Origin of the sequence: Affinirhizobium helianthi, assembly GCF_042680945.1 — a bacterium.
In the GTDB taxonomy this organism is placed as follows: Bacteria; Pseudomonadota; Alphaproteobacteria; order Rhizobiales; family Rhizobiaceae; genus Neorhizobium; species Neorhizobium helianthi.
In genome coordinates, this window is the sequence record NZ_JBHUEQ010000003.1 from 478,444 (window position 1) to 498,070 (window position 19,627).

Below are 19,627 nucleotides of genomic sequence, written 5' to 3' on the forward strand. Positions count from 1 at the left end.
CTTACTGTCCTGCTTTCATTTGCTGTTCCGCCAGAAACTGGGCCCGCAACCGAGCACGCAATTCTTTCCGGCTGACCTTACCGACAGCGGTAAGATCGAATGAATCGACGAAGACGATCTGATCCGGCACCTTGAAATCCGCGACCTTGCGGCTGCGCATGAACGCCTTCAGCGCCGGTCCCTTTGGCCTCTCACCCTGCGGAATGACAAAAGCGCAGCTCCGCTCTCCCAGAAACTCATCCGGAATGGAAACCACCGCTGCATCGAAAACATTGGGGTGAGCGAGAAGGTGATCCTCGATTTCGTCCGCCGAAATCTTCTCCCCGGCTCGATTGATATGGTCTGTCGCCCTGCCCTGCACGACGAGGTAACCCTGCGCTGTGCGCTTCACCACATCGCCCGTCTTGTAGAACCCATCCTGCGTAAAGGAGCGTGCATTCGCGCCGGGATCATTGTGATAGCCCCGAATGGTGTATGGCCCCCGTGTCAGCAGATTTCCGGGTTCCCCTTCAGGAACAGGATTGCCCTGGTCATCGACAATCAGAACCTCGTCATCGGGGCAGATCGGCCTGCCTTGCGTCTCCACGATGATTTCTTCGGGATCATCCAGCCGGGTGTAGTTCACCAGCCCCTCGGCCATGCCAAAGACCTGCTGCAAGGTGCAGCCAAGGATGGGACGCACCCGCTTGGCAGATTCCGGCATGAATTTCGCGCCGCCGACCTGCAGTACCTGCAGGCTGGAAAGGTCGTGCTTCCTGGTTTGTGCCGCCTGTAGCCAGAGAAGCGCAAGGGGCGGAACAAGGCCGGTGATTGTTACGCCTTCCCTCTCGATCAGGGGAAATGCGGTCTCGGGGCTGGGAGACGGAGCCAGAACCACTTTTGCGCCCACATAGAAGGCCCCGAAATAGCCCGGTGAACTCATGGGGAAGTTGTGGGCCGCCGGGAGCGAGACCAGATAGACGCTCTCTTCCGTCAGTCCGCAGATTTCCGCGCTGGCGCGGAAGGAATAGATGTAGTCGTCATGCGTGCGCGGAATGAGTTTAGAAAGACCAGTGCTGCCTCCGGAAATCTGGAGAAAGGCAACCGAGGAAGGATCGGGTTGCGCAAAGCCGATTGCGGGATCTAGCCGGAAATCGCAGAAATCCGTAAATTCCTGAGCCTCTCCCACAACGACGACGTGATGCAAATCTGGCACTTGCGATTTCACGGACCGCGCCAATTCGCGATAGTCGAAGCCATCATGGGTCGCGGCTACAATGTAAGCCGAAGCCTCCGCACGCATCGCGAAATGCACGATTTCCGTCTGCCGATGGGCTGGAAGAGCATAGACAGGCACAAGCCGCGCAAGAAACAGGCCGAACACGACGGAAAAGAATTCCGGGATATTCGGCAGTTGCACAACCACACGATCACCGGGATTGAGCCCCAGGGACAGGAAGCCACAGGCTGCAATCTCCGCACGTTGCAAAAGCTCGCAGTAGGTCCAGCGCTGATCCGCCCCCACAACGGCGGTCCGATTGCCGAACTTCTTTGCCCGATCCTTCAGAAGTGCTGGAAATGTTTCGCCCCGCCAATAGCCTGCAGCGCGATAACGATCGGCAAACTCTGCCGGAAAATTCTGCTGCAACGGGATCATGCGGCATGCTCCTGCAGCGGGCGGCCCTGTTCATCGATTCCCAGAGCATTCAACATGGCTGCAAACTTGGCTGAGGTTTCTTCCGTTTCCTTTTGCGGGTCGGAACCCACAACAATCCCGGCGCCGGCGAAGACGCGAGCATGACGCCCGGCAACCTCCGCGCATCGAATGGAAACATACCACTCCCCATTCTGCACCTCGTCGATCCAGCCGACGGCACCTGCGTAAAAGCCGCGATCATAGCCCTCTATGCGTGAGATAAGGTCGGCGGCCTCCCGGCGCGGCAAGCCGCAGACGGCGGGAGTCGGATGGAGGAGCGCAAGCAGTTCTGCCACTGGCGTTGCCTCATCCTTGAGCTTGCCCACGATCCGGGTACCCAGGTGATGCATGCTGGCGGTGGAACGAATGGTCGTGCCTTCCGAAGCATTCACAGTCAGGCAGTATGGTGAAAGCGTATCCAGGATCATCTCCGTGACGATCCGGTGCTCCCTGTGATCTTTTTCCGAAGCCAGCAATGCGCGCATGGCCTGGCGATCCAGAACAGGATCGGCAGAGCGCCGTGAGGAACCGGCCAAGGGGTGGGAAACGATGGTCGCGCCCCGTTTGGACAGAAGCAGCTCCGGCGTGGCCCCGACGAGCGAAGGTTGAAGCGCGCTCGTCTGCGGCAAGGGGGCGCGAAACTGCGTGACAGAGGGATCGTGCGCTAACCTTCCCAGAAGGCGGGGAATCGATATCGCTGAATCCGACTCAAGAACCAGACTGCGGGACAGTACCGCCTTTCGAACATGCGAAGCACTGCCTGCATTCTCCGAGAGCGCTTTCACGCAATGCGAAACAGCCTCGGCGAAGTCTTTCGCGGCTGGCTCCTGCTTGACGATCCAGCGTGAACTGGCAGCAGGCCCCTCCGCACTCAACTTGCTTTCACCAGAGACCTCGTGGGCTGGCTGAAACAGATAATCGTCAGCAAGGACATCGAAAGGAAGAGCACCAACGAGAAGAGGAATTCCATCTGTGCGGCTTGCGAAGAAACGCTCGACACGCTCACGCAGGCTGATGAGTGGACCGCGCTCAAGTTCACACAAGGCTCCCTGGGTCCGCAGTCGCCTGTCCGGCGTTGCGAGAAGGAATTCGTGCGAGGCGTTTGCTGTGCTTGCCGCAAGTGGCGAAAAGATCTTGGCCATGGCGGGCTCCTCATTCACAGAAGAATCAGCCGAGCGGTGGCACATTTTTGATTTCGATGCGCTTAACCGGCTCGTCCTGTATATCGGTTGGAGCCGATAACTACTAATATGACAACGAGTGTCAACTTTTTTCCGTTAAAACCTGTGTACAATATTCATCTTTAGAATTGTTCCATAAATATGCGAAATCGCTCACTGTCCGAGCGGAGAGTGAGCGTCAGGTCCGGACACAGGCGGCTATTATCGGCCGACCTCCTGTTTTGTCGGGCCAAAGACCTCTTCAAAGGCCTGCCGCAATTTTACATCGACATCGGTCATCAACACGGGCAGGCCAAGATCCATCAAGCTCGTTACCCCATAGGCGGAGATCCCACAGGGCACGATGCCGGAGAAGTGCGACAGGTCCGGATCGACGTTCAGGGAAAGGCCGTGAAAGCTCACCCATTTGCGCAGGCGGATGCCCAGGGCCGCAATCTTGTCTTCCGCCGTGCTTCCATCCGGCAGCGTTGGCTTTTCCGGGCGTCGAACCCAAACGCCAACGCGGTCCTCGCGACGCTCGCCGCGGACATTCATGGAATCGAGGGTGCGAATAATGACTTCCTCAAGAGCTGCCACATACGCCCGCACATCCTGCCTGCGCCGCTTCAGATCGAGCATGACGTAAGCAACGCGTTGGCCCGGGCCATGATAGGTGTATTCCCCGCCGCGTCCGGCGGCATAAACGGGAAAACGATCGGGTTCTATAAGGTCGGACATGTCCGCACTCGTTCCCGCCGTATAGAGCGGCGGGTGCTCCAGCAGCCAGACAAGCTCGTCGGCCCTGCCCTGCGCTATTGCCTCCACCTCCTGATTCATAATGTCCAGTGCATGCTCATATGGAACCAGATCATCCGAGATTCGCCAGCGCACTGGCGGGCTGCCTTCTTGCGGCATCATGGAAATCTGAAGGTCTGTTCGTGTCAGCATGAGGGAAAACTCTTTTTTCAAGACTGGCCGCTTATATCCACAGGCGCAAAAGCCTGCAAATGCGGGCTTCGCCTCATATAGGAATTCCTGCAGCAATTTATCTTTCAAAAAACTGTCACGGCACACTTGCGCTGCCGAAATCCCTTTGCTAGATGCTCCCTCGCCGACGCAAGAAGGCCTACCACGATGCGGTCGTGGCGGAATTGGTAGACGCGCAGCGTTGAGGTCGCTGTGGGGCAACCCGTGGAAGTTCGAGTCTTCTCGACCGCACCAAAAAAAACCCGGCTTCGGCCGGGTTTTTTGTTGCCTGTCAAAAACTTGAGGCGTCTGCGCCTGTCAGCTTGGCTCTTTACGCTCCCCGTCATTTTTGATGTCTCTGTTTCGGCGCATCTGATTTCGCAAAACTGCCAGACGCCTTCGCGGGCGATGATTCAGCCGGCTGTTTTTCCGCCTACAGATCCTTTTCACGAATGGCCGAACGGTTAAGGACGCGCTCCCGCCTTGCGAGTTCGCGTGCTGCGTGCTTCAACCGATGTAAAGAGGAATGCGCCATGACAACTGCGACATCAGCCACGACAGCCGATCGTTCGGTCCAGGGAATGCTCCTCATGGCATTGTGCATGATTGTACTGCCGATGATGGATGCCATAGCGAAATATATGGCGACATTCGAAACCATGTCTCCGGGGCAAGTCACCTTCTATCGCTTTTTCTTCCAGCTCGTTGTTCTCGCACCGCTTTTCTTTATGAGTGTTGGCAGCTTCCGTAACGTGAAGCGCCCCTGGATGAACCTGATGCGCGGCTGCCTTCATGCGGGCGCAAGCCTGATGTTCTTTACCGCCGTCAAATATATGCCCTTGGCGGATGTATTCGCCATCTACTTTGTCGAGCCCTTCATGCTGACGATCATGTCGGCGCTGTTTCTGGGTGAGAAGGTCGGTTGGCGACGCTGGACTGCCATTCTGGCGGGCTTCGGCGGGGCGATGGTTGTGATTCAGCCAAGCTACGCAATATTTGGCTGGACCTCCCTGCTGCCCGTCGCCTGTGCCGCGCTTTTCACGCTGTATCTGTTTTTGAACCGTGCCTTGGGTGACGCGGATTCTCCTTTGACCATGCAGATGATGTCCGGGCTTGGCGGAACCCTTTTCATGGGTGTCGTGCTGCTGGCGGGAAATGAAGCAAACATCGTCGATTTCGAACTGTCGCTTCCCTCCTCCATGCTGGGCCTCACTCTGCTGGTCATTCTCGGCTCCCTCTCCGGCTATGTGCACCTGCTGGTGGTCAAAGCCTTCCGCATGGCGTCACTCTCGCTGCTGGCACCCTTTCAGTATTTTGAGATCATATCGGCGACAGTGCTCGGCTATCTGCTGTTTTCAGACTTTCCGACGCCATCTAAGTGGGTTGGCATCTTCATCATCGTTGCTTCCGGCCTGTTCATCATTTGGCGAGAACAGGTGCGAAAACGGGAAGCGTGAGGCAATGTCGCAAACAGGCTTGAGTGGCCTATCCTGCCATGCAACAACACATTCGGAATCAAGAACCTAGGAGATTGTACCATGGATGTTCGCGCCGCCGTTGCCGTTCAGGCTGGCAAGCCGCTGGAAGTCATGACCGTTCAGCTTGAAGGCCCACGCGCCGGGGAAGTCCTCATCGAGGTCAAGGCAACCGGGATCTGCCACACGGATGATTTCACGCTGTCTGGCGCGGATCCTGAAGGGCTTTTCCCGGCCATCCTCGGCCATGAGGGTGCAGGTATCGTGGTCGATGTCGGGCCGGGTGTCACCTCGGTCAAGAAGGGCGATCACGTGATCCCGCTCTACACGCCGGAATGCCGTGAATGCTATTCCTGTCTTTCCCGCAAGACCAACCTCTGCACCGCCATCCGCTCCACCCAGGGTCAGGGCCTGATGCCGGATGGCACGAGCCGTTTCTCCATCGGCAAGGACAAGATCCATCACTACATGGGTTGCTCGACCTTCGCGAATTACACGGTGCTGCCGGAGATCGCTGTCGCAAAGGTTAATCCTGACGCACCTTTCGACAAGATTTGCTATATCGGCTGCGGCGTAACCACAGGCGTTGGCGCTGTCATCAACACGGCCAAGGTGGAAATCGGTTCTACCGCGATTGTTTTCGGCCTGGGTGGCATCGGCCTCAACGTCCTTCAGGGCCTTCGCCTTGCAGGGGCCGACATGATCATCGGGGTCGACATCAATCCCGACCGCAAGGCCTGGGGCGAAAAGTTCGGCATGACGCACTTCGTCAATCCGAAGGAGGTCGGTGACGACATCGTTCCCTTCCTGGTCAACATGACCAAGCGCAATGGCGACCTCATTGGCGGCGCAGACTACACCTTCGATTGCACCGGCAACACGAAAGTCATGCGTCAGGCGCTGGAATCGGCGCATCGCGGCTGGGGCAAGTCGGTCATCATCGGCGTGGCCGGTGCCGGTCAGGAAATCTCCACCCGGCCGTTCCAGCTCGTGACGGGTCGTCAGTGGATGGGAACCGCCTTCGGCGGCGCGCGCGGCCGCACAGACGTGCCGAAGATTGTTGACTGGTACATGGAAGGCAAGATCCAGATTGACCCCATGATCACGCACACAATGCCCTTGGAAGACATCAACAAGGGCTTCGATCTCATGCACAAGGGCGACAGCATTCGCGGCGTGGTCGTCTATTGAATTCTCAACTCCATTACACGGTCGATGTGCGGAGGCTCGAAGAGTTCTCCGCCGTCGATCTCTACGCCTTGCTGAGATTGCGGGTGGATGTCTTCGTCGTGGAGCAGGCTTGCGCATATCCAGAACTGGATGGCGACGATCTGAACGCGCTGCACCTGCGCTTTCTGCAGGACGGGCTGCCTATAGCCTGCGCTCGCATTTTCCAGCCATCGCCCTCTGCCCATCCGCGGATCGGGCGAGTGGCTGTCTCGAAAGATCACAGGGGCGAAGGCCTTGGTGCAGCATTGATGGCGGAGGCACTTTCGACCTGCGAACTGGCCTTTCCATCTCAACCGATAGAGATTTCCGCGCAAAGCTATCTTCTGGCATTCTACACGAGTCTCGGCTTCCGACCCATATCGGAAGAATATGTGGAGGACGGGCTGCCCCACATCGACATGTTGCGAGGGGTGCAGTGATCTACGTTGATGCAGATGCCTGTCCGGTCAAGGCCGAAATCCTCAAGGTCGCCGAGAGGCACGCGATCGAGGTAACCTTTGTTGCCAATTCGGGGCTTCGCCCATCCCGCGATCCCATGGTCAAGAATGTCATCGTATCAGGCGCATTCGATGCTGCGGACGATTGGATTGCCGAAAGGGCAGCCGCCGGAGATATCGTTGTGACCGCAGACGTTCCCCTTGCCGTTCGTTGTGTCGCAAAAGGCGCGCAGGTAACGGGGCCTACGGGACGGGTGTTCGACGAAACGAACATTGGCATGGCAAGTGCTATGCGTGACCTCGGCGCTCATCTTCGCGAAACCGGGGAAAGCAAGGGCTATAACGCAGCCTTCACGCAGCGCGATAGGTCCAGTTTCCTTTCAACACTCGACCGCTTGTGCCGAAGAGCAAAGCAGATAGACCAGACAGCCGCTTCGGAAGAAGCGCCATGAGCGGACAGCCGCGCAAGATCCGCTCCCGCTGGCGAAGCCGCCGCTACAGTCCCTTCTATGCGGCTGGCATGGCAGGGGCTACGAGTCTTTGTCTGCTTGTCTATGGCGCACCGCATCTTGCCATTGAGGGCGCTGCTGTCACTTTCTTTCTCGTCTATCTCAGCATCATGGCGGTGCGGTTTCCGCGCCTGACTGTTGCGCGCCTGAAGGCCAGCCCCGAGCGGGACGATGCTCCTGCCTCGGTCATCTTGCTTCTGACGGTTTGTGCGGTGATTGCTGCCATCGGCGCACTCTTCAACGCACTTAACCGCGCAAGCCATGTCAGCACGGTCGAAATTGCGCTGGCATTTCTCTCCGTCATTGGCGGCTGGCTGTCCCTGCACACGATGTTTTCCGCCCATTACGCCCATCATTTCTGGCGCCGTCGCACAGATGAGAATGGCCTTCTGGTGACGCAGGGCGGCCTTGCCTTCCCGGAAACGAAGGAGCCTGCCGGATTTGATTTTCTGTACTTCTCTTTCGTCATCGGAATGACGGCGCAAACCTCGGATGTCGCCATCACCACGACAGCCATGCGGCGGCTCAACCTTGCGCATGCGCTGGTCGCTTTCCTCTTCAACACGGTTCTGGTCGCAGCCACAGTCAACGCCGCCGTTGCGCTGGCTGGCTGAATGCGAAACACAACAGGAAGAAACCCATGAAAGTCATCTCTCAAAACACAGCCTTCGGCGGAATGCAGGGGGTGTTCCAGCACGAGTCAGCCGCTTGCAAGTCCGACATGACCTTTGCAGTCTTCGTCCCTCCGCAAGCCACCAGCGAAAAGAGACCTGTCCTGTGGTTTCTTTCCGGCCTGACCTGCACCCATGCCAACGTGATGGAAAAAGGCGAGTATCGGCGGCTGGCGGCAGAACTTGGTCTCATCATCGTGTGCCCGGATACAAGCCCCCGAGGCAATGACGTGGCCGACGAACTGACCAATTGGCAGATGGGCAAAGGTGCAGGCTTCTATCTGAATGCGACCGAGGCCCCTTGGGCAGAGCATTACCAGATGTACACCTATGTGACCCAGGAACTGCCCGCCTTGATCTCGGAGCACTTTCGCGTCGATATGGATCGTCAGGGCATCTTCGGCCATTCGATGGGCGGCCATGGCGCAATGACCATCGCCCTCAAGAACCCCGACCGCTTCAAGAGCTGCTCGGCCTTCGCACCAATCGTTGCACCCTCATCGGCAGACTGGTCAATGCCCGCCTTCGAGAAATATCTCGGCGCAGATCGACAAGCCTGGCGGCAATATGATACCTGCTCACTCGTGGAGGATGGCGCCCGCTTTCCGGAGTTCCTGATTGATCAGGGCAAGGCTGACAGCTTCCTGGAAAATGGCCTGCGCCCCTGGTTGTTCGAAGAGGCGGTCAAGGACACGGACATCCAGCTGACGCTGCGCATGCATGAGCGCTACGATCACTCCTATTACTTTATCTCGACCTTCATGGATGACCATCTGCGGTGGCATGCGGAGCGGCTCGGCTAGAAAAATGGCTTGATTGGGCCGTCGGGCGCTTTATCTTCGGCGTGCGCAGACGACTGCGTGCGCCCCTCCTGGGGGCGCAACACTATAGGCGGGGCCGTCCCCGCTCTCTTGCAGGAGCGGACATCGTGCCCTGGATCTATCTCGCCCTCGCGGGCATACTGGAATGCGGCTGGGCCATTGGCCTGAAATACACCGAAGGCTTTACCAAGCCTGTCCCCACCGTTTTGACCGTCGTCTGCATGATTGCAAGCGTGGTTCTGCTGGGCCTCGCAGTGCGCGATCTGCCAATCGGAACGGCTTACGCTATCTGGACCGGAATTGGCACGCTGGGGGCAGTCATCCTCGGCATCATCCTGTTCAAGGATCCCGCAACGGCAGCGCGCCTATTCTGCATTGGCCTTATCCTTGCGGGAATCATCGGGTTGAAAGTGACCAGCTGACGGCAGGTGCTGTACCTGCGTGCGGATGATCAATCCGGAGCGCGGTGCTCCAGCTTCAGGCCCTTGGCGGTTCTATTGGGAAAACCTGCCCAATAGCTGTGCTCGGGCTTGAAGCCACCTTCAGCATTCGCAGCCCAGACACCTTTATCTGCATCCTCTACGAGGTCGAGATATCGCGCCTTGCCCTGTTCATTCTTCAGCTTCAGGTCAAACCAGGCGGTGGCGAAATGCTGGGCGATATTGTTCATCCGCACGCTGTCCCATACCGGATCCGCGTAATGATCGAAGGGCGCATAGCCAAGGCTTTCGCTCTTCTTCCAGCTTTCTGCCGGTGCAGGCATCGGGGCTGCTGCATTGTGGTTGGCATTGTCAAAGGTCAGCAGATAGCGATCAACTGGCATCCTGCTTTCAAAGAGGGGACGGATACCCTTTGCATAGTCGGAGACATCGTCTGCGCTACCTGCCATGAAGAAGATCGGGACCTTTATTTCCGCCGTACCCGCGCCATCCCACATACCCCTCTGCATGCCCCAGGGTGCTATGGACATGATGGCCTTGAACCTCTGGTCAAACAGCTTTCGATGGCTTTCGGTACCGGCTTTATGCACGCCGAGAGTTCCAGCAGGGGCCGACCAACCAGCCGCTACGGCTGAATCAGTCACGCCTGCACCAGCGGTAATGACAGCCCCGTAACCACCCATTGAATAGCCAATGAGGCCCGTACGCTCGGTATCGACCAGACCGGACAAGAATCCGTCCTTTGTCGCGCTCAAGCGCGATATTTCGTCCAACACGAAACGTTGATCCAGCGGCCTGTTCACCAGGGTGCTGCCGAAGGCTCCCCGATCATCGTAAGTGCTGTCAGTATGATCGATGGAGGCGACCACATAGCCTTTACTGGCCAGGTTTTCGCCAAAATGGCTCAGGAGATAACGGTTGCCGGGATAACCATGAGACAGGATGACAAGGGGAAACTTCTCACCCTTCTCTGGCGCGGCATCCCTGACTGCCCTGCCCTTCAACGTCACTTCCGTTTGACCATCGCGGAGAAGCGTGTGGTACTCGCCCCCAGCAGAACCTTTCTCCGAGGGATACCAGACTTCCACCGTGAGCGGACGATCGTAGCGCGGCAACTCCTTGCCCGGCTCCACTTTCTTGATGTCGATCTGATCAGGATTGACGAGTTTGAGCGTCCTAACTCCAATGGCATGAGCACCAAATGCAGCCAGTTCCGGTGCATCAGGGCGGATTTGATCTATCCTGTTCTCAGCACCCGCTGAATTTGTTGCCAGCATCATCATTGCGGCAATGCCCATTCGTTTGATCATCAGAACCGTCCTCCAAATCATGTGTCATCCGCACGAATCTCGCGAAAGTGGGGAGTTAGAGAGCAGAAGTATGATGATGAGATGAAACTGCAAAGCTCAAGGGAAGAGCGCAGTCGCCAAAGTCGAAGAACCCGCGTCTTCAAGACGGAATTCTGTCGCTACACGTTCCGCAATGCGTTTCGCCAGCAGAGATTCGCCCGAAGTGGCACTCAGGCTATAGGCAGAGACATTGAAGCCTCCGGCCGCGATCTTTTCCCCATTGCCCACTGCTGTGGCTTCAACGCTAATTCGCGCGGAAGCGAGACCACCCACCAGAAACTTCTCATGCCGTACATCGAAAATGCGCACGGTAATGATGGTCCGCGGCAAAAGCGTCTTACGGAATGTGGCGCGAATGGAGGCATGAAGACGCGTATCGATCTCGCTGACCAGGCGCGGCGATACCGAAGCGGGCGCACTGACGAAGGCACCGCGGACATCATAAAGCAATGGCATTTCGGGCGCATGGGCCTGCGGGCCAATGCGAAAGCTGCTGAGGATCAGCCAAGCAAGAACCAGATATGAAAACCTTGCCAAATACGCGTGCATGGATCACCGGGGCGTTTGCACCGATGATCGCCAAACAGCGTTAGCATTGAGTTAAGTCGGGGCGCGCACCGACGAAAAAACTGCAACTGCGGCCTGCAATTCCTGGTGTCTTTTTTTCCGGCGCTGCTCGGCCTCAGCGTCTATGCCCCACAATTCATTCGTCCAGTCCTCATCGAGATGCGCCAATTCCCATGCCTGATCGGCAGAAAGGAAACCTTCCGCAAAAGCCAGGGTCAGAATGGCTGAGCCTGTGAGGGTGGTGACTGTGTGAAGAGCTGCAAGCTCCAGAGGCGTATCAAAACGACGCAGCGAAGCTGACAGTCCCTGAATTGCCTGCTGAGGTTGCTCTTGCGGCATGATGCCTTCGATGAGAATGAAACGAGCGCCGAGGCTGTTGGCGGCCCAATCAAGAACGGGATCCCAACGCTCTGCCTGACGCGCGACAAGTTCCATCGGCTCCTCGGCGCGGTAGCATAGCATATCGCTGGTCGAGTAACGCAGGATGTCGTCAAAAACTGATTGCGGATCATTGGCCACGCCATCAAGTGCCGTATTGACCATCCGCGTGACGGGCATCGTCGCCGGATCAATCACATCGACCTGTGATGTCCATTCTGCGCGGACGATCTCTGCCAGTTGCGCGGTGGGAACGGCCAGCGCTTTTTTCGCTGGCGTCTTCACGGGGCGTCCATCCAAGTGAATTGCAAAGACTGCGCCCTCCTGGGCAACAGTCACTTCAGAATAAAAGCGCTTGGGCAGCGGCTTCTGCATCTGTATCTGCGCCCGCCGCGTCGGATCGGGATGGCTCAGCCCTTCCGGAAGATCGAATAGTTCTCGCATTGAATATCCTCAGCCAATCAGGCTCAAAAGATCCCTGGGGTTCTCAGCAATAGCATCGGCACCCGCAGCCTTAAGCTCCGCCACGGAAGCATAACCCCAAGCCACGCCGATGGCCTTTGCCCCGGCGGCTTTCGCCATCTGCATATCGTAAATCGCATCCCCGATGACAAGAGTATCCTGGACACGCATGCCCGTTTGGTCACAGCACTCGGTCACCATGGCAGGATGCGGCTTCGAGGGGCAGTCATCGGCGGTTCGGCTTACAGTAAAGATCGTATCGAAACCATGCGCCCTGCAAATAACGTCGAGGCCCCGGCGAGATTTGCCGGTCACAGCGCCCAGAAGCAGGTCATCACGAGCGGCAAGCGAATCCATGACACCGCGGATGCCATCGAACAGCTTTTCTTCAAAGCCGGTTTCCTGTCTGGTTTCGTGGAAGACGGACTTGTAATGGGCCATCATCCGCACTGCCTCGTCATCGACATGAGGCTTCCCCTGGATACGCGCGATTGCAATATCCAGCGTCAGACCAATGATTGCCTTGGTCTGCTCCATCAAAGGTTCAGGGTGACCGAAATGCACAAATGTCTTGCGCATGACTTCATGGATGAGATGGGCGCTATCGACCAGCGTGCCGTCGCAATCGAACAGCACGAGGCGCAGATCACTCTTCATCATCACGAATGCCATCTGCCTGATCGAAACCAAGCAGATTCCAGCTTTGCACCATGTGGGGCGGCAGCGGCGCCGTAATCTTCAAACGCCCACCGGATGGGTGGGGAATATCGATATGGCGCGCATGGAGGTGCAGGCGTTTCTGCACACCGCCCGGGAAATCCCAGTTCGGGTCGTCAATGAAGTATTTGGGGTCACCAATGATCGGATGCCCAATGTGCAATGCATGAACGCGCAACTGGTGCGTTCTGCCGGTATAGGGCTCCATTTCCAGCCAGCTCAGTCGTTGCGCTGCCGTATCGATAACGCGGTAATAGGAGACGGCATGATCGGCACCCTCTTCGCCATGCTTGGCAACCCGCATGCGGTCGCCGTCCGGTGTCTGCTCCTTCACCAGCCATGTCGATATCTTGTCTTCACGTTTGCGCGGCAGACCTTTCACCAGCGACCAATAGGTCTTCTTGGTGTCACGCTCGCGGAATGCGGCCGTCAATTTCTGTGCCGCACCGCGCGTTCTGGCGATAACGAGAACACCAGAGGTGTCGCGGTCGAGACGATGCACCAGTCTAGGCTTCTCGCCCTTCTGGTTGATCCATGCATCCAGCATCTTGTCGATGTGGCGCGTCACGCCAGAACCGCCCTGAACTGCCAGACCGGCTGGCTTGTTCAGAACAAAGACCTTGTCATCCTCGTGCAGCAGCATACGTGCCAACAACTCGCCATCGTCGCCGTGCTTCAGGTCCTTGCCGCCAATTGGACCGGCTTTTGGAACCTTCGGGTCCACATCCATGGGCGGCACGCGGACCATCTGACCCGGCTGAAGCCGGGTATCGGATTTCACACGTCCACCCTCCACCCGGATCTGGCCGGACCGCAGCAATTTTTGCAGCGCGCCAAACCCGAGGCCGGGGTAGTGAATCTTGAACCAGCGGTCGAGGCGCATGCCAGCCTCGTCCGCATCAACGCGGATATGCTCGATGCCTGCCATCGAAAATCTTTCTATTTGGAAGAGCCAGAACGGCCATTTCCTCAGCCTTTAGATGATTTTTCGCGCAAAGGGAAAGGCGAAATTACCTGATGCAGCAATCAGAGCAGGGCTCTCCCCAATCCAAACCCGGCGAAAGTTGCCGTCAGTGATACGAGAACACTTGCAAGAACATAAATCACAGCTGGCATTGTTGCGCCTCTTTCCAGCAGGGCAACCGTATCCAGAGAGAAAGACGAGAAGGTTGTAAAGCCGCCTAAAATCCCGACCACGAGCAACAGACGCATCTCCATGGAAGCGTTGAACTTGCGTGCTACCAGTTCGGTCAAAAAGCCAATTGCAAACGAGCCGACAATGTTAACGGTGATTGTGCCCCAGGGAAAAGCCGTTCCGAAAAGGCGCGTCATCAGCAGCCCCGTGAGGTAGCGGCAAATTGAACCGAATGCGCCACCTGCGGCAACCAGAAGGATATTCAACATGGAAGAACTCTTAAGCGGTTGAATTCACTAAAATTGGAAGTGGAACCTTAAAGGGGAACCAAGAAAAGGTCACGTATATTTACCTGTAACGCGACAGGAGTGTGTGATGACCCAGGTACTTTCAGTGTCCGCAAACACTGCGGCCTTTGCTATGGAGGCTATGAAGCCTTCGCGGCGCGTCAGTACCCGTGACCAGGTCCAGGATGCAAAGCAGGATACGGAAAGAAATGAAGAGCGGGTGCGTGGCGGAAGCCCAGAGGAAACCACGGCGCTCATTCCAGCAACTCCCATGTCGTTGGATCTCGCACTGCATCACGGGCAGCAGCCACTGACTGACCATCGAGCTGTTGAGAACGCCTATCGCGAAAACAGCGAGAACGAATAAGCGCCGTTGCGAATCAATATGCCGGTAAGGACCCCACCGCTCACGCGTGGCTAACTCTCATTTTGCATTCCTGTTTCGCATAATTTCCTGCTCTCCTGACGTAGACGCTGACAGTTCCTTCTCACTCCTCCACAGTCTGGTGTCCGTAACCGATGACCACGCTTCCTTCTTTTCAAGCGGATTCAGGCCAGCGCAAGACATCGGCTAATAAAGCTCGCACTTGGGGACTGCGACAAATTTTGCGCAGATCGCGACATTTGCCTCTTGCCAAGTGCCCCACCACTCTCATAATGACGCGCATCTCGCTGGGAGAAACCGCTTCAATGCGGCGCCGAAGGAGCAACCGCCCCGGAAACTCTCAGGCAAAAGGACCAGCGAGGAACGACAGGACTCTGGAGAGAAGCCTTTTCGAAGCGAAGGGCTCGCCGAAGGGATAACAATCTCAGGCGCGAAGGACAGAGGGGGCTCTTTTGAACGGCGCATAGCGCGCCATGAACTGAGCTCGTGCGGCCTGGCCGCGCATCACCTGGAGGCGTCCTTGACCGAACCCGGCCAACTGAACACCACACCTCTTCATTCCCTTCATATTTCACTCGGCGCACGCATGGTGCCATTCGCTGGCTACGACATGCCAGTGCAATATGCCGCGGGCGTGCTGAAGGAGCATCTCCACACACGTGCCAAGGCTGGCCTATTCGACGTTTCGCATATGGGTCAGGTCATCGTTCGGCCAGCAAGCGGCAGGCTCGCAGATGCGGCTATCGCGCTTGAGACGCTTGTTCCCGTCGACATTCTGGGTCTCAAACAAGGCCGGCAGCGCTACGGATTCTTTACCGACGAAAATGGCGGCATTCTCGATGACCTGATGATTACCAATCGCGGCGATCATCTGCTCGTGGTCGTCAACGCGGCGTGCAAGGCGCAAGACATAAGTCACATGCAGGCCAATCTCTCCGGCTGCACGGTGGAGCCGCTGGAAGACCGTGCGCTGATTGCTCTGCAAGGCCCTGCGGCGGAAGCCGTGCTGAGTGCGCTTTCGCCAGATGTTACCGCCATGAAATTCATGGATGTGCGTGATGTGATGCTGGTGGGCGCATCCTGCATTGTCTCTCGCTCCGGCTATTCGGGCGAGGATGGTTACGAGATTTCCGTGCCCGCCGAAAAGGCCGAAGAGCTGGCAAAGGCACTTCTGGCACACCCCGATTGCGAACCTATTGGACTTGGCGCACGCGATTCCCTTCGTCTTGAGGCGGGACTCTGCCTTTACGGCAACGATATCGACAGGACGACATCCCCCATAGAGGCCTCGCTTGAATGGGCCATTCAGAAGGCCCGCCGCGCCGGTGGCGAACGGGAGGGCGGTTTCCCCGGCGCAGAGCGAATTCTGGGCGAACTTGCCAACAAGACCAGCCGCCGCCGTGTGGGCTTGCGGCCAGAAGGCAAGGCACCTGTGCGTGCTCATTCCAGACTGTTTGCCGATGCAGAGGGGCAGCAGGAGATCGGTGAAGTCACATCCGGCACTTTCGGCCCTTCCGCAGAGGGCCCGGTTGCCATGGGTTATGTGCCGACCCCGCTCGCAATTCCCGGCCAAACCGTGTTCGCCGAGGTGCGCGGCAAGTATCTGCCGCTTGTTGTCTCCTCGCTGCCTTTCGTCACACAAACCTACAAACGCTAATTCCTCCGGAGAGAACCATGCTGAAATTCACCGCTGAACACGAATGGCTGAAGCTTGAGGGCGATGTCGCCACCGTTGGCATCACACAGCACGCAGCCGACCAGCTGGGCGATCTGGTTTTTGTTGAGCTACCCGAAGTTGGCTCTACTTTCGAGAAGAATGGCGAGGCCGCGACTGTCGAAAGCGTAAAGGCAGCATCCGACGTTTATTGTCCACTTGCTGGCGAGATCGTCGAAATCAACGACGCCATTACCGCAGATCCCTCCCTGGTCAATTCCGATCCGCAGGGCAAAGGCTGGTTTTTCAAGCTCAAGCTCAACAATGTTTCAGACGCAGACGAACTGCTGGATGAGGCAGCCTACAAGGAGCTGGTTGGCTAATGTCTGATACAAAGGACTTCCACTTCACCGATTATCAGCCCTATGACTTTGCCAATCGGCGTCATATCGGCCCCTCTCCGTCGGAAATGAAGGAAATGCTGAAGGTTGTGGGCTATCCATCGCTGGATGCCCTGATCGATGCCACTGTGCCCTCCTCCATCCGCCAGCGCGAACCGCTGGCCTGGGGCGCAGCACTCACTGAACGTGAGGCGCTCGATCGACTGCGGGAGACCGCAAACAAGAACCAGCCCCTGACTTCGCTGATCGGCCAGGGCTATTACGGCACAATCACCCCGCCTGTCATTCAGCGCAACATCCTTGAAAATCCTGCCTGGTACACCGCCTACACACCGTATCAGCCAGAGATTTCGCAGGGACGCCTTGAGGCATTGCTGAACTTCCAGACCATGATCTGCGATCTCACAGGGCTGGATGTTTCAAACGCCTCATTGCTGGACGAAGCAACAGCAGCGGCCGAGGCGATGGCCCTTTGCCAGCGTCAGGCAAAATCAAAGGCCAGTGCCTTTTTTGTCGATGCGGGCTGCCATCCGCAGACGATCGCGTTGATCGAAACGCGTGCAGCGCCGCTTGGCTGGAAGGTGATCGTCGGCAACCCCTTCACAGATCTCGATCCGGTCGATGTCTTCGGTGCCATCTTCCAATATCCAGGCACGCACGGTCACGTGCATGATTTTTCAGGCCTGGTTGCGCGCCTGCATCAGACCGGTGCCGTTGCCGCCTTTGCCACCGACCTGCTGGCATTGACGCTGCTGAAATCGCCCGGTGAAATGGGTGCCGATATAGCCATTGGCTCTTCGCAACGCTTCGGCGTGCCCATGGGCTATGGTGGGCCGCATGCGGCGTTCATGGCAGTGAAGGATGCGCATAAGCGCTCCATGCCGGGTCGTCTCGTTGGCGTTTCCGTCGATGCGCGCGGCAACCGAGCCTATCGCCTCTCCTTGCAAACGCGTGAGCAGCATATTCGCCGCGAAAAGGCGACGTCCAACATCTGCACTGCGCAGGTTCTGCTGGCCGTGATGGCATCCATGTACGGCGTCTTTCATGGCCCGGAAGGTCTGAAGGCCATTGCCCAGCAGGTTCACCGCAAGGCAGTTTTGATGGCGAAGGGGCTGGAAAAACTCGGCTACACGGTTGAGCCGGAAGCCTTCTTCGACACCGTGACTGTGGAAGTTGGTCACATGCAGGGCCTCATCCTGCGCGCCGCCGTGGCTGAGGGAGTGAACCTGCGCAAGGTCGGATCTACCAAGATCGGGATGTCGCTTGACGAACGTACGCGCCCGGCCACTCTGGAAGCAGTCTGGCGCGCCTTCGGCGGTAACTTCAAGGTGACAGATTTCGAAGCGGATTACCGGCTTCCGACGGATCTGCTGCGCACATCGCCATACATGACGCACCCGATCTTCCATATGAACCGCGCGGAAAGCGAAATGACCCGCTATATCCGCCGTCTTTCGGATCGGGATCTCGCTCTTGACCGAGCCATGATCCCCCTCGGATCCTGCACCATGAAGCTGAACGCAACGGCTGAAATGCTGCCGATCACCTGGCCGGAATTTGCCGACATGCATCCATTTGCACCAGTCGAACAGGCTGCGGGCTACAAGGACATGATCGACGATCTCTCGGCAAAGCTTTGCCAGATCACCGGTTACGACGCCTTCTCCATGCAGCCGAATTCCGGTGCGCAGGGCGAATATGCGGGCCTTCTCACCATTCGCAATTACCACATCGCGCGAGGCGATACTCACCGCGATGTATGCCTCATCCCAACCTCGGCGCATGGCACCAATCCTGCCTCAGCCCAGATGGTCGGCATGAAGGTCGTTCCGGTCAAGGCCAAGGAAAATGGCGATGTCGATCTGGACGATTTCCGCGCCAAGGCAGAGCAATATTCCGCCAGCCTTTCCGCTTGCATGATTACCTATCCCTCGACGCATGGCGTGTTTGAGGAAACGGTGAAGGAAATCTGCGAGATCACGCACCAGCATGGCGGCCAGGTTTATCTGGACGGCGCCAATATGAACGCCATGGTGGGTCTGTCGCGACCGGGCGATATTGGATCCGATGTCAGCCATCTCAATCTGCACAAGACCTTCTGCATACCGCACGGCGGCGGCGGGCCAGGCATGGGCCCCATTGGTGTGAAGGCGCATCTTGCACCTTATCTGCCGGGTCACGTGGAATGGGATGGTCGTGAGGGCGCGGTGTCTGCCGCACCTTTCGGTTCACCATCCATTCTGCCGATCAGCTGGTCCTACTGCCTGATGATGGGCGGCGAAGGTCTGACCCAGGCCACCAAAGTTGCCATCCTCAACGCAAACTACATCGCGGCTCGCCTCTCCGGCGCATATGATGTGCTCTACAAGTCCGCGTCTGGCCGTGTTGCTCATGAGTGCATCATCGACACGCGACCGCTGAATGCGTCTGCTGGCGTTAGCGTCGATGACATTGCCAAGCGATTGATCGATTGCGGCTTCCATGCACCAACCATGAGTTGGCCGGTTGCCGGAACCTTGATGATCGAACCGACAGAATCGGAGACAAAAGCAGAGATCGACCGTTTCTGCGATGCGATGCTGGCAATTCGCGAAGAGGCAAGGCAAATCGAAGAGGGCAAGATGGACCGGGAGAACAACCCGCTCAAGAATGCACCTCATACGGTGGAAGATCTGGTGGGTGAATGGACGCGCCCCTACACCCGAGAGCAGGCGTGCTTCCCACCCGGTTCCTTCCGAGTAGACAAGTACTGGTCGCCCGTGAACCGGATCGACAATGTCTATGGCGATCGCAACCTCGTCTGCACCTGCCCTCCGATGGAAGAATATGCCGAAGCCGCTGAATAAGCCCGCGGCCTGGACGTGAAAAAGCCCTCGCAGCCTATTGCGCTGCGGGGGCTTTCTTTTTG

20 protein-coding genes, 1 tRNA gene and 1 riboswitch are annotated in these 19,627 nt (G+C 57.5%); of the genes, 12 read left to right on the plus strand and 9 right to left on the minus strand.

Features of this window, described 5'->3' with window-relative positions:
* Window position 1: 1 nt before the first annotated feature.
* From ACFSE1_RS02845 to lipB, 3 genes are all read right to left on the minus strand, one after another.
* The gene (locus ACFSE1_RS02845) at window positions 2-1,636 is read right to left on the minus strand and encodes a (2,3-dihydroxybenzoyl)adenylate synthase (protein ID WP_377396243.1); all 1,635 of its coding nucleotides are present in this window, start codon (window positions 1,634-1,636) and stop codon (window positions 2-4) included.
* A complete protein-coding gene (locus ACFSE1_RS02850; RefSeq protein WP_377396246.1) occupies window positions 1,633-2,817 on the minus strand; it encodes an isochorismate synthase in 1,185 nt (394 codons plus the stop codon). Before ACFSE1_RS02850 ends, ACFSE1_RS02845 begins: the two co-directional genes overlap by 4 nt.
* A gap of 240 nt (window positions 2,818-3,057) precedes the next feature.
* Window positions 3,058-3,783 (minus strand): lipoyl(octanoyl) transferase LipB, encoded by a 726-nt coding sequence (gene lipB, locus ACFSE1_RS02855; RefSeq protein WP_377396249.1) that lies wholly within the window; start codon window positions 3,781-3,783, stop codon window positions 3,058-3,060.
* A 188-nt stretch (window positions 3,784-3,971) separates the two neighbouring features.
* On the opposite strand from lipB, the gene ACFSE1_RS02860 reads away from it, so the two are divergent.
* The 8 genes from ACFSE1_RS02860 (at window position 3,972) to ACFSE1_RS02895 (ending at window position 9,366) form a co-directional block, all read left to right on the plus strand.
* A tRNA-Leu gene (locus ACFSE1_RS02860) sits at window positions 3,972-4,056 on the plus strand.
* Between the two features lie 278 nt (window positions 4,057-4,334).
* Window positions 4,335-5,258 carry a DMT family transporter gene (locus ACFSE1_RS02865; protein WP_377396252.1) on the plus strand — a complete coding sequence of 308 codons (924 nt, stop codon included), beginning with the start codon at window positions 4,335-4,337 and terminating at the stop codon, window positions 5,256-5,258.
* 81 nt (window positions 5,259-5,339) lie between these two features.
* The gene (locus ACFSE1_RS02870) at window positions 5,340-6,467 is read left to right on the plus strand and encodes an S-(hydroxymethyl)glutathione dehydrogenase/class III alcohol dehydrogenase (protein WP_377396255.1); all 1,128 of its coding nucleotides are present in this window, start codon (window positions 5,340-5,342) and stop codon (window positions 6,465-6,467) included.
* Entirely contained in the window at window positions 6,464-6,925 is a 462-nt protein-coding gene (locus ACFSE1_RS02875) for a GNAT family N-acetyltransferase (protein WP_377396258.1), read from the plus strand. The genes ACFSE1_RS02870 and ACFSE1_RS02875 overlap by 4 nt, the downstream gene beginning before the upstream one ends.
* Entirely contained in the window at window positions 6,922-7,395 is a 474-nt protein-coding gene (locus ACFSE1_RS02880; RefSeq protein ID WP_377396261.1) for a YaiI/YqxD family protein, read from the plus strand. Before ACFSE1_RS02875 ends, ACFSE1_RS02880 begins: the two co-directional genes overlap by 4 nt.
* Window positions 7,392-8,066, plus strand: coding sequence for a DUF1345 domain-containing protein (locus ACFSE1_RS02885; RefSeq protein ID WP_377396264.1), 675 nt, complete (start codon window positions 7,392-7,394; stop codon window positions 8,064-8,066). The genes ACFSE1_RS02880 and ACFSE1_RS02885 overlap by 4 nt, the downstream gene beginning before the upstream one ends.
* A 26-nt stretch (window positions 8,067-8,092) precedes the next feature.
* Window positions 8,093-8,926 (plus strand): S-formylglutathione hydrolase, encoded by an 834-nt coding sequence (fghA, locus tag ACFSE1_RS02890; protein WP_377396267.1) that lies wholly within the window; start codon window positions 8,093-8,095, stop codon window positions 8,924-8,926.
* A gap of 125 nt (window positions 8,927-9,051) precedes the next feature.
* A complete protein-coding gene (locus tag ACFSE1_RS02895; protein ID WP_377396269.1) occupies window positions 9,052-9,366 on the plus strand; it encodes a DMT family transporter in 315 nt (104 codons plus the stop codon).
* A gap of 29 nt (window positions 9,367-9,395) precedes the next feature.
* Here the strand turns inward: ACFSE1_RS02895 and ACFSE1_RS02900 are convergent, their stop codons facing one another.
* The 6 genes from ACFSE1_RS02900 to crcB all read right to left on the minus strand — a co-directional run bounded on the left by ACFSE1_RS02900 (window position 9,396) and on the right by crcB (window position 14,261).
* Entirely contained in the window at window positions 9,396-10,694 is a 1,299-nt protein-coding gene (locus ACFSE1_RS02900; RefSeq protein ID WP_377396272.1) for an alpha/beta hydrolase family protein, read from the minus strand.
* Window positions 10,695-10,790: 96 nt separating this feature from the next.
* Window positions 10,791-11,270, minus strand: coding sequence for a hypothetical protein (locus ACFSE1_RS02905; RefSeq protein ID WP_377396275.1), 480 nt, complete (start codon window positions 11,268-11,270; stop codon window positions 10,791-10,793).
* A gap of 63 nt (window positions 11,271-11,333) precedes the next feature.
* Entirely contained in the window at window positions 11,334-12,122 is a 789-nt protein-coding gene (locus tag ACFSE1_RS02910) for an ATP12 family chaperone protein (RefSeq protein ID WP_377396278.1), read from the minus strand.
* Window positions 12,123-12,131: 9 nt separating this feature from the next.
* Window positions 12,132-12,785: an HAD-IA family hydrolase gene (locus ACFSE1_RS02915; protein ID WP_377396587.1), complete on the minus strand. Its 654-nt coding sequence runs from the start codon at window positions 12,783-12,785 to the stop codon at window positions 12,132-12,134.
* Between the two features lies 1 nt (window position 12,786).
* Complete coding sequence (locus tag ACFSE1_RS02920; protein WP_377396281.1) at window positions 12,787-13,785, minus strand: RluA family pseudouridine synthase; 999 nt, start codon at window positions 13,783-13,785, stop codon at window positions 12,787-12,789.
* A gap of 98 nt (window positions 13,786-13,883) precedes the next feature.
* Complete coding sequence (gene crcB / locus ACFSE1_RS02925) at window positions 13,884-14,261, minus strand: fluoride efflux transporter CrcB (protein ID WP_377396284.1); 378 nt, start codon at window positions 14,259-14,261, stop codon at window positions 13,884-13,886.
* A gap of 106 nt (window positions 14,262-14,367) precedes the next feature.
* Here crcB and ACFSE1_RS02930 point away from each other — a divergent pair, with 106 nt between their 5' ends.
* The 4 genes from ACFSE1_RS02930 (at window position 14,368) to gcvP (ending at window position 19,565) form a co-directional block, all read left to right on the plus strand.
* The gene (locus ACFSE1_RS02930; protein ID WP_377396287.1) at window positions 14,368-14,646 is read left to right on the plus strand and encodes a hypothetical protein; all 279 of its coding nucleotides are present in this window, start codon (window positions 14,368-14,370) and stop codon (window positions 14,644-14,646) included.
* Between the two features lie 296 nt (window positions 14,647-14,942).
* Window positions 14,943-15,030, plus strand: a riboswitch (glycine riboswitch).
* A 154-nt stretch (window positions 15,031-15,184) separates the two neighbouring features.
* A complete protein-coding gene (gene gcvT / locus ACFSE1_RS02935) occupies window positions 15,185-16,321 on the plus strand; it encodes a glycine cleavage system aminomethyltransferase GcvT (protein WP_377396290.1) in 1,137 nt (378 codons plus the stop codon).
* Window positions 16,322-16,338: 17 nt separating this feature from the next.
* On the plus strand, window positions 16,339-16,701 hold the full coding sequence (gcvH, locus tag ACFSE1_RS02940; RefSeq protein WP_377396293.1) for a glycine cleavage system protein GcvH: 363 nt from the start codon (window positions 16,339-16,341) through the stop codon (window positions 16,699-16,701).
* On the plus strand, window positions 16,701-19,565 hold the full coding sequence (gcvP, locus tag ACFSE1_RS02945; protein ID WP_377396296.1) for an aminomethyl-transferring glycine dehydrogenase: 2,865 nt from the start codon (window positions 16,701-16,703) through the stop codon (window positions 19,563-19,565). The genes gcvH and gcvP overlap by 1 nt, the downstream gene beginning before the upstream one ends.
* The last annotated feature ends 62 nt before the right edge of the window (window positions 19,566-19,627 follow it).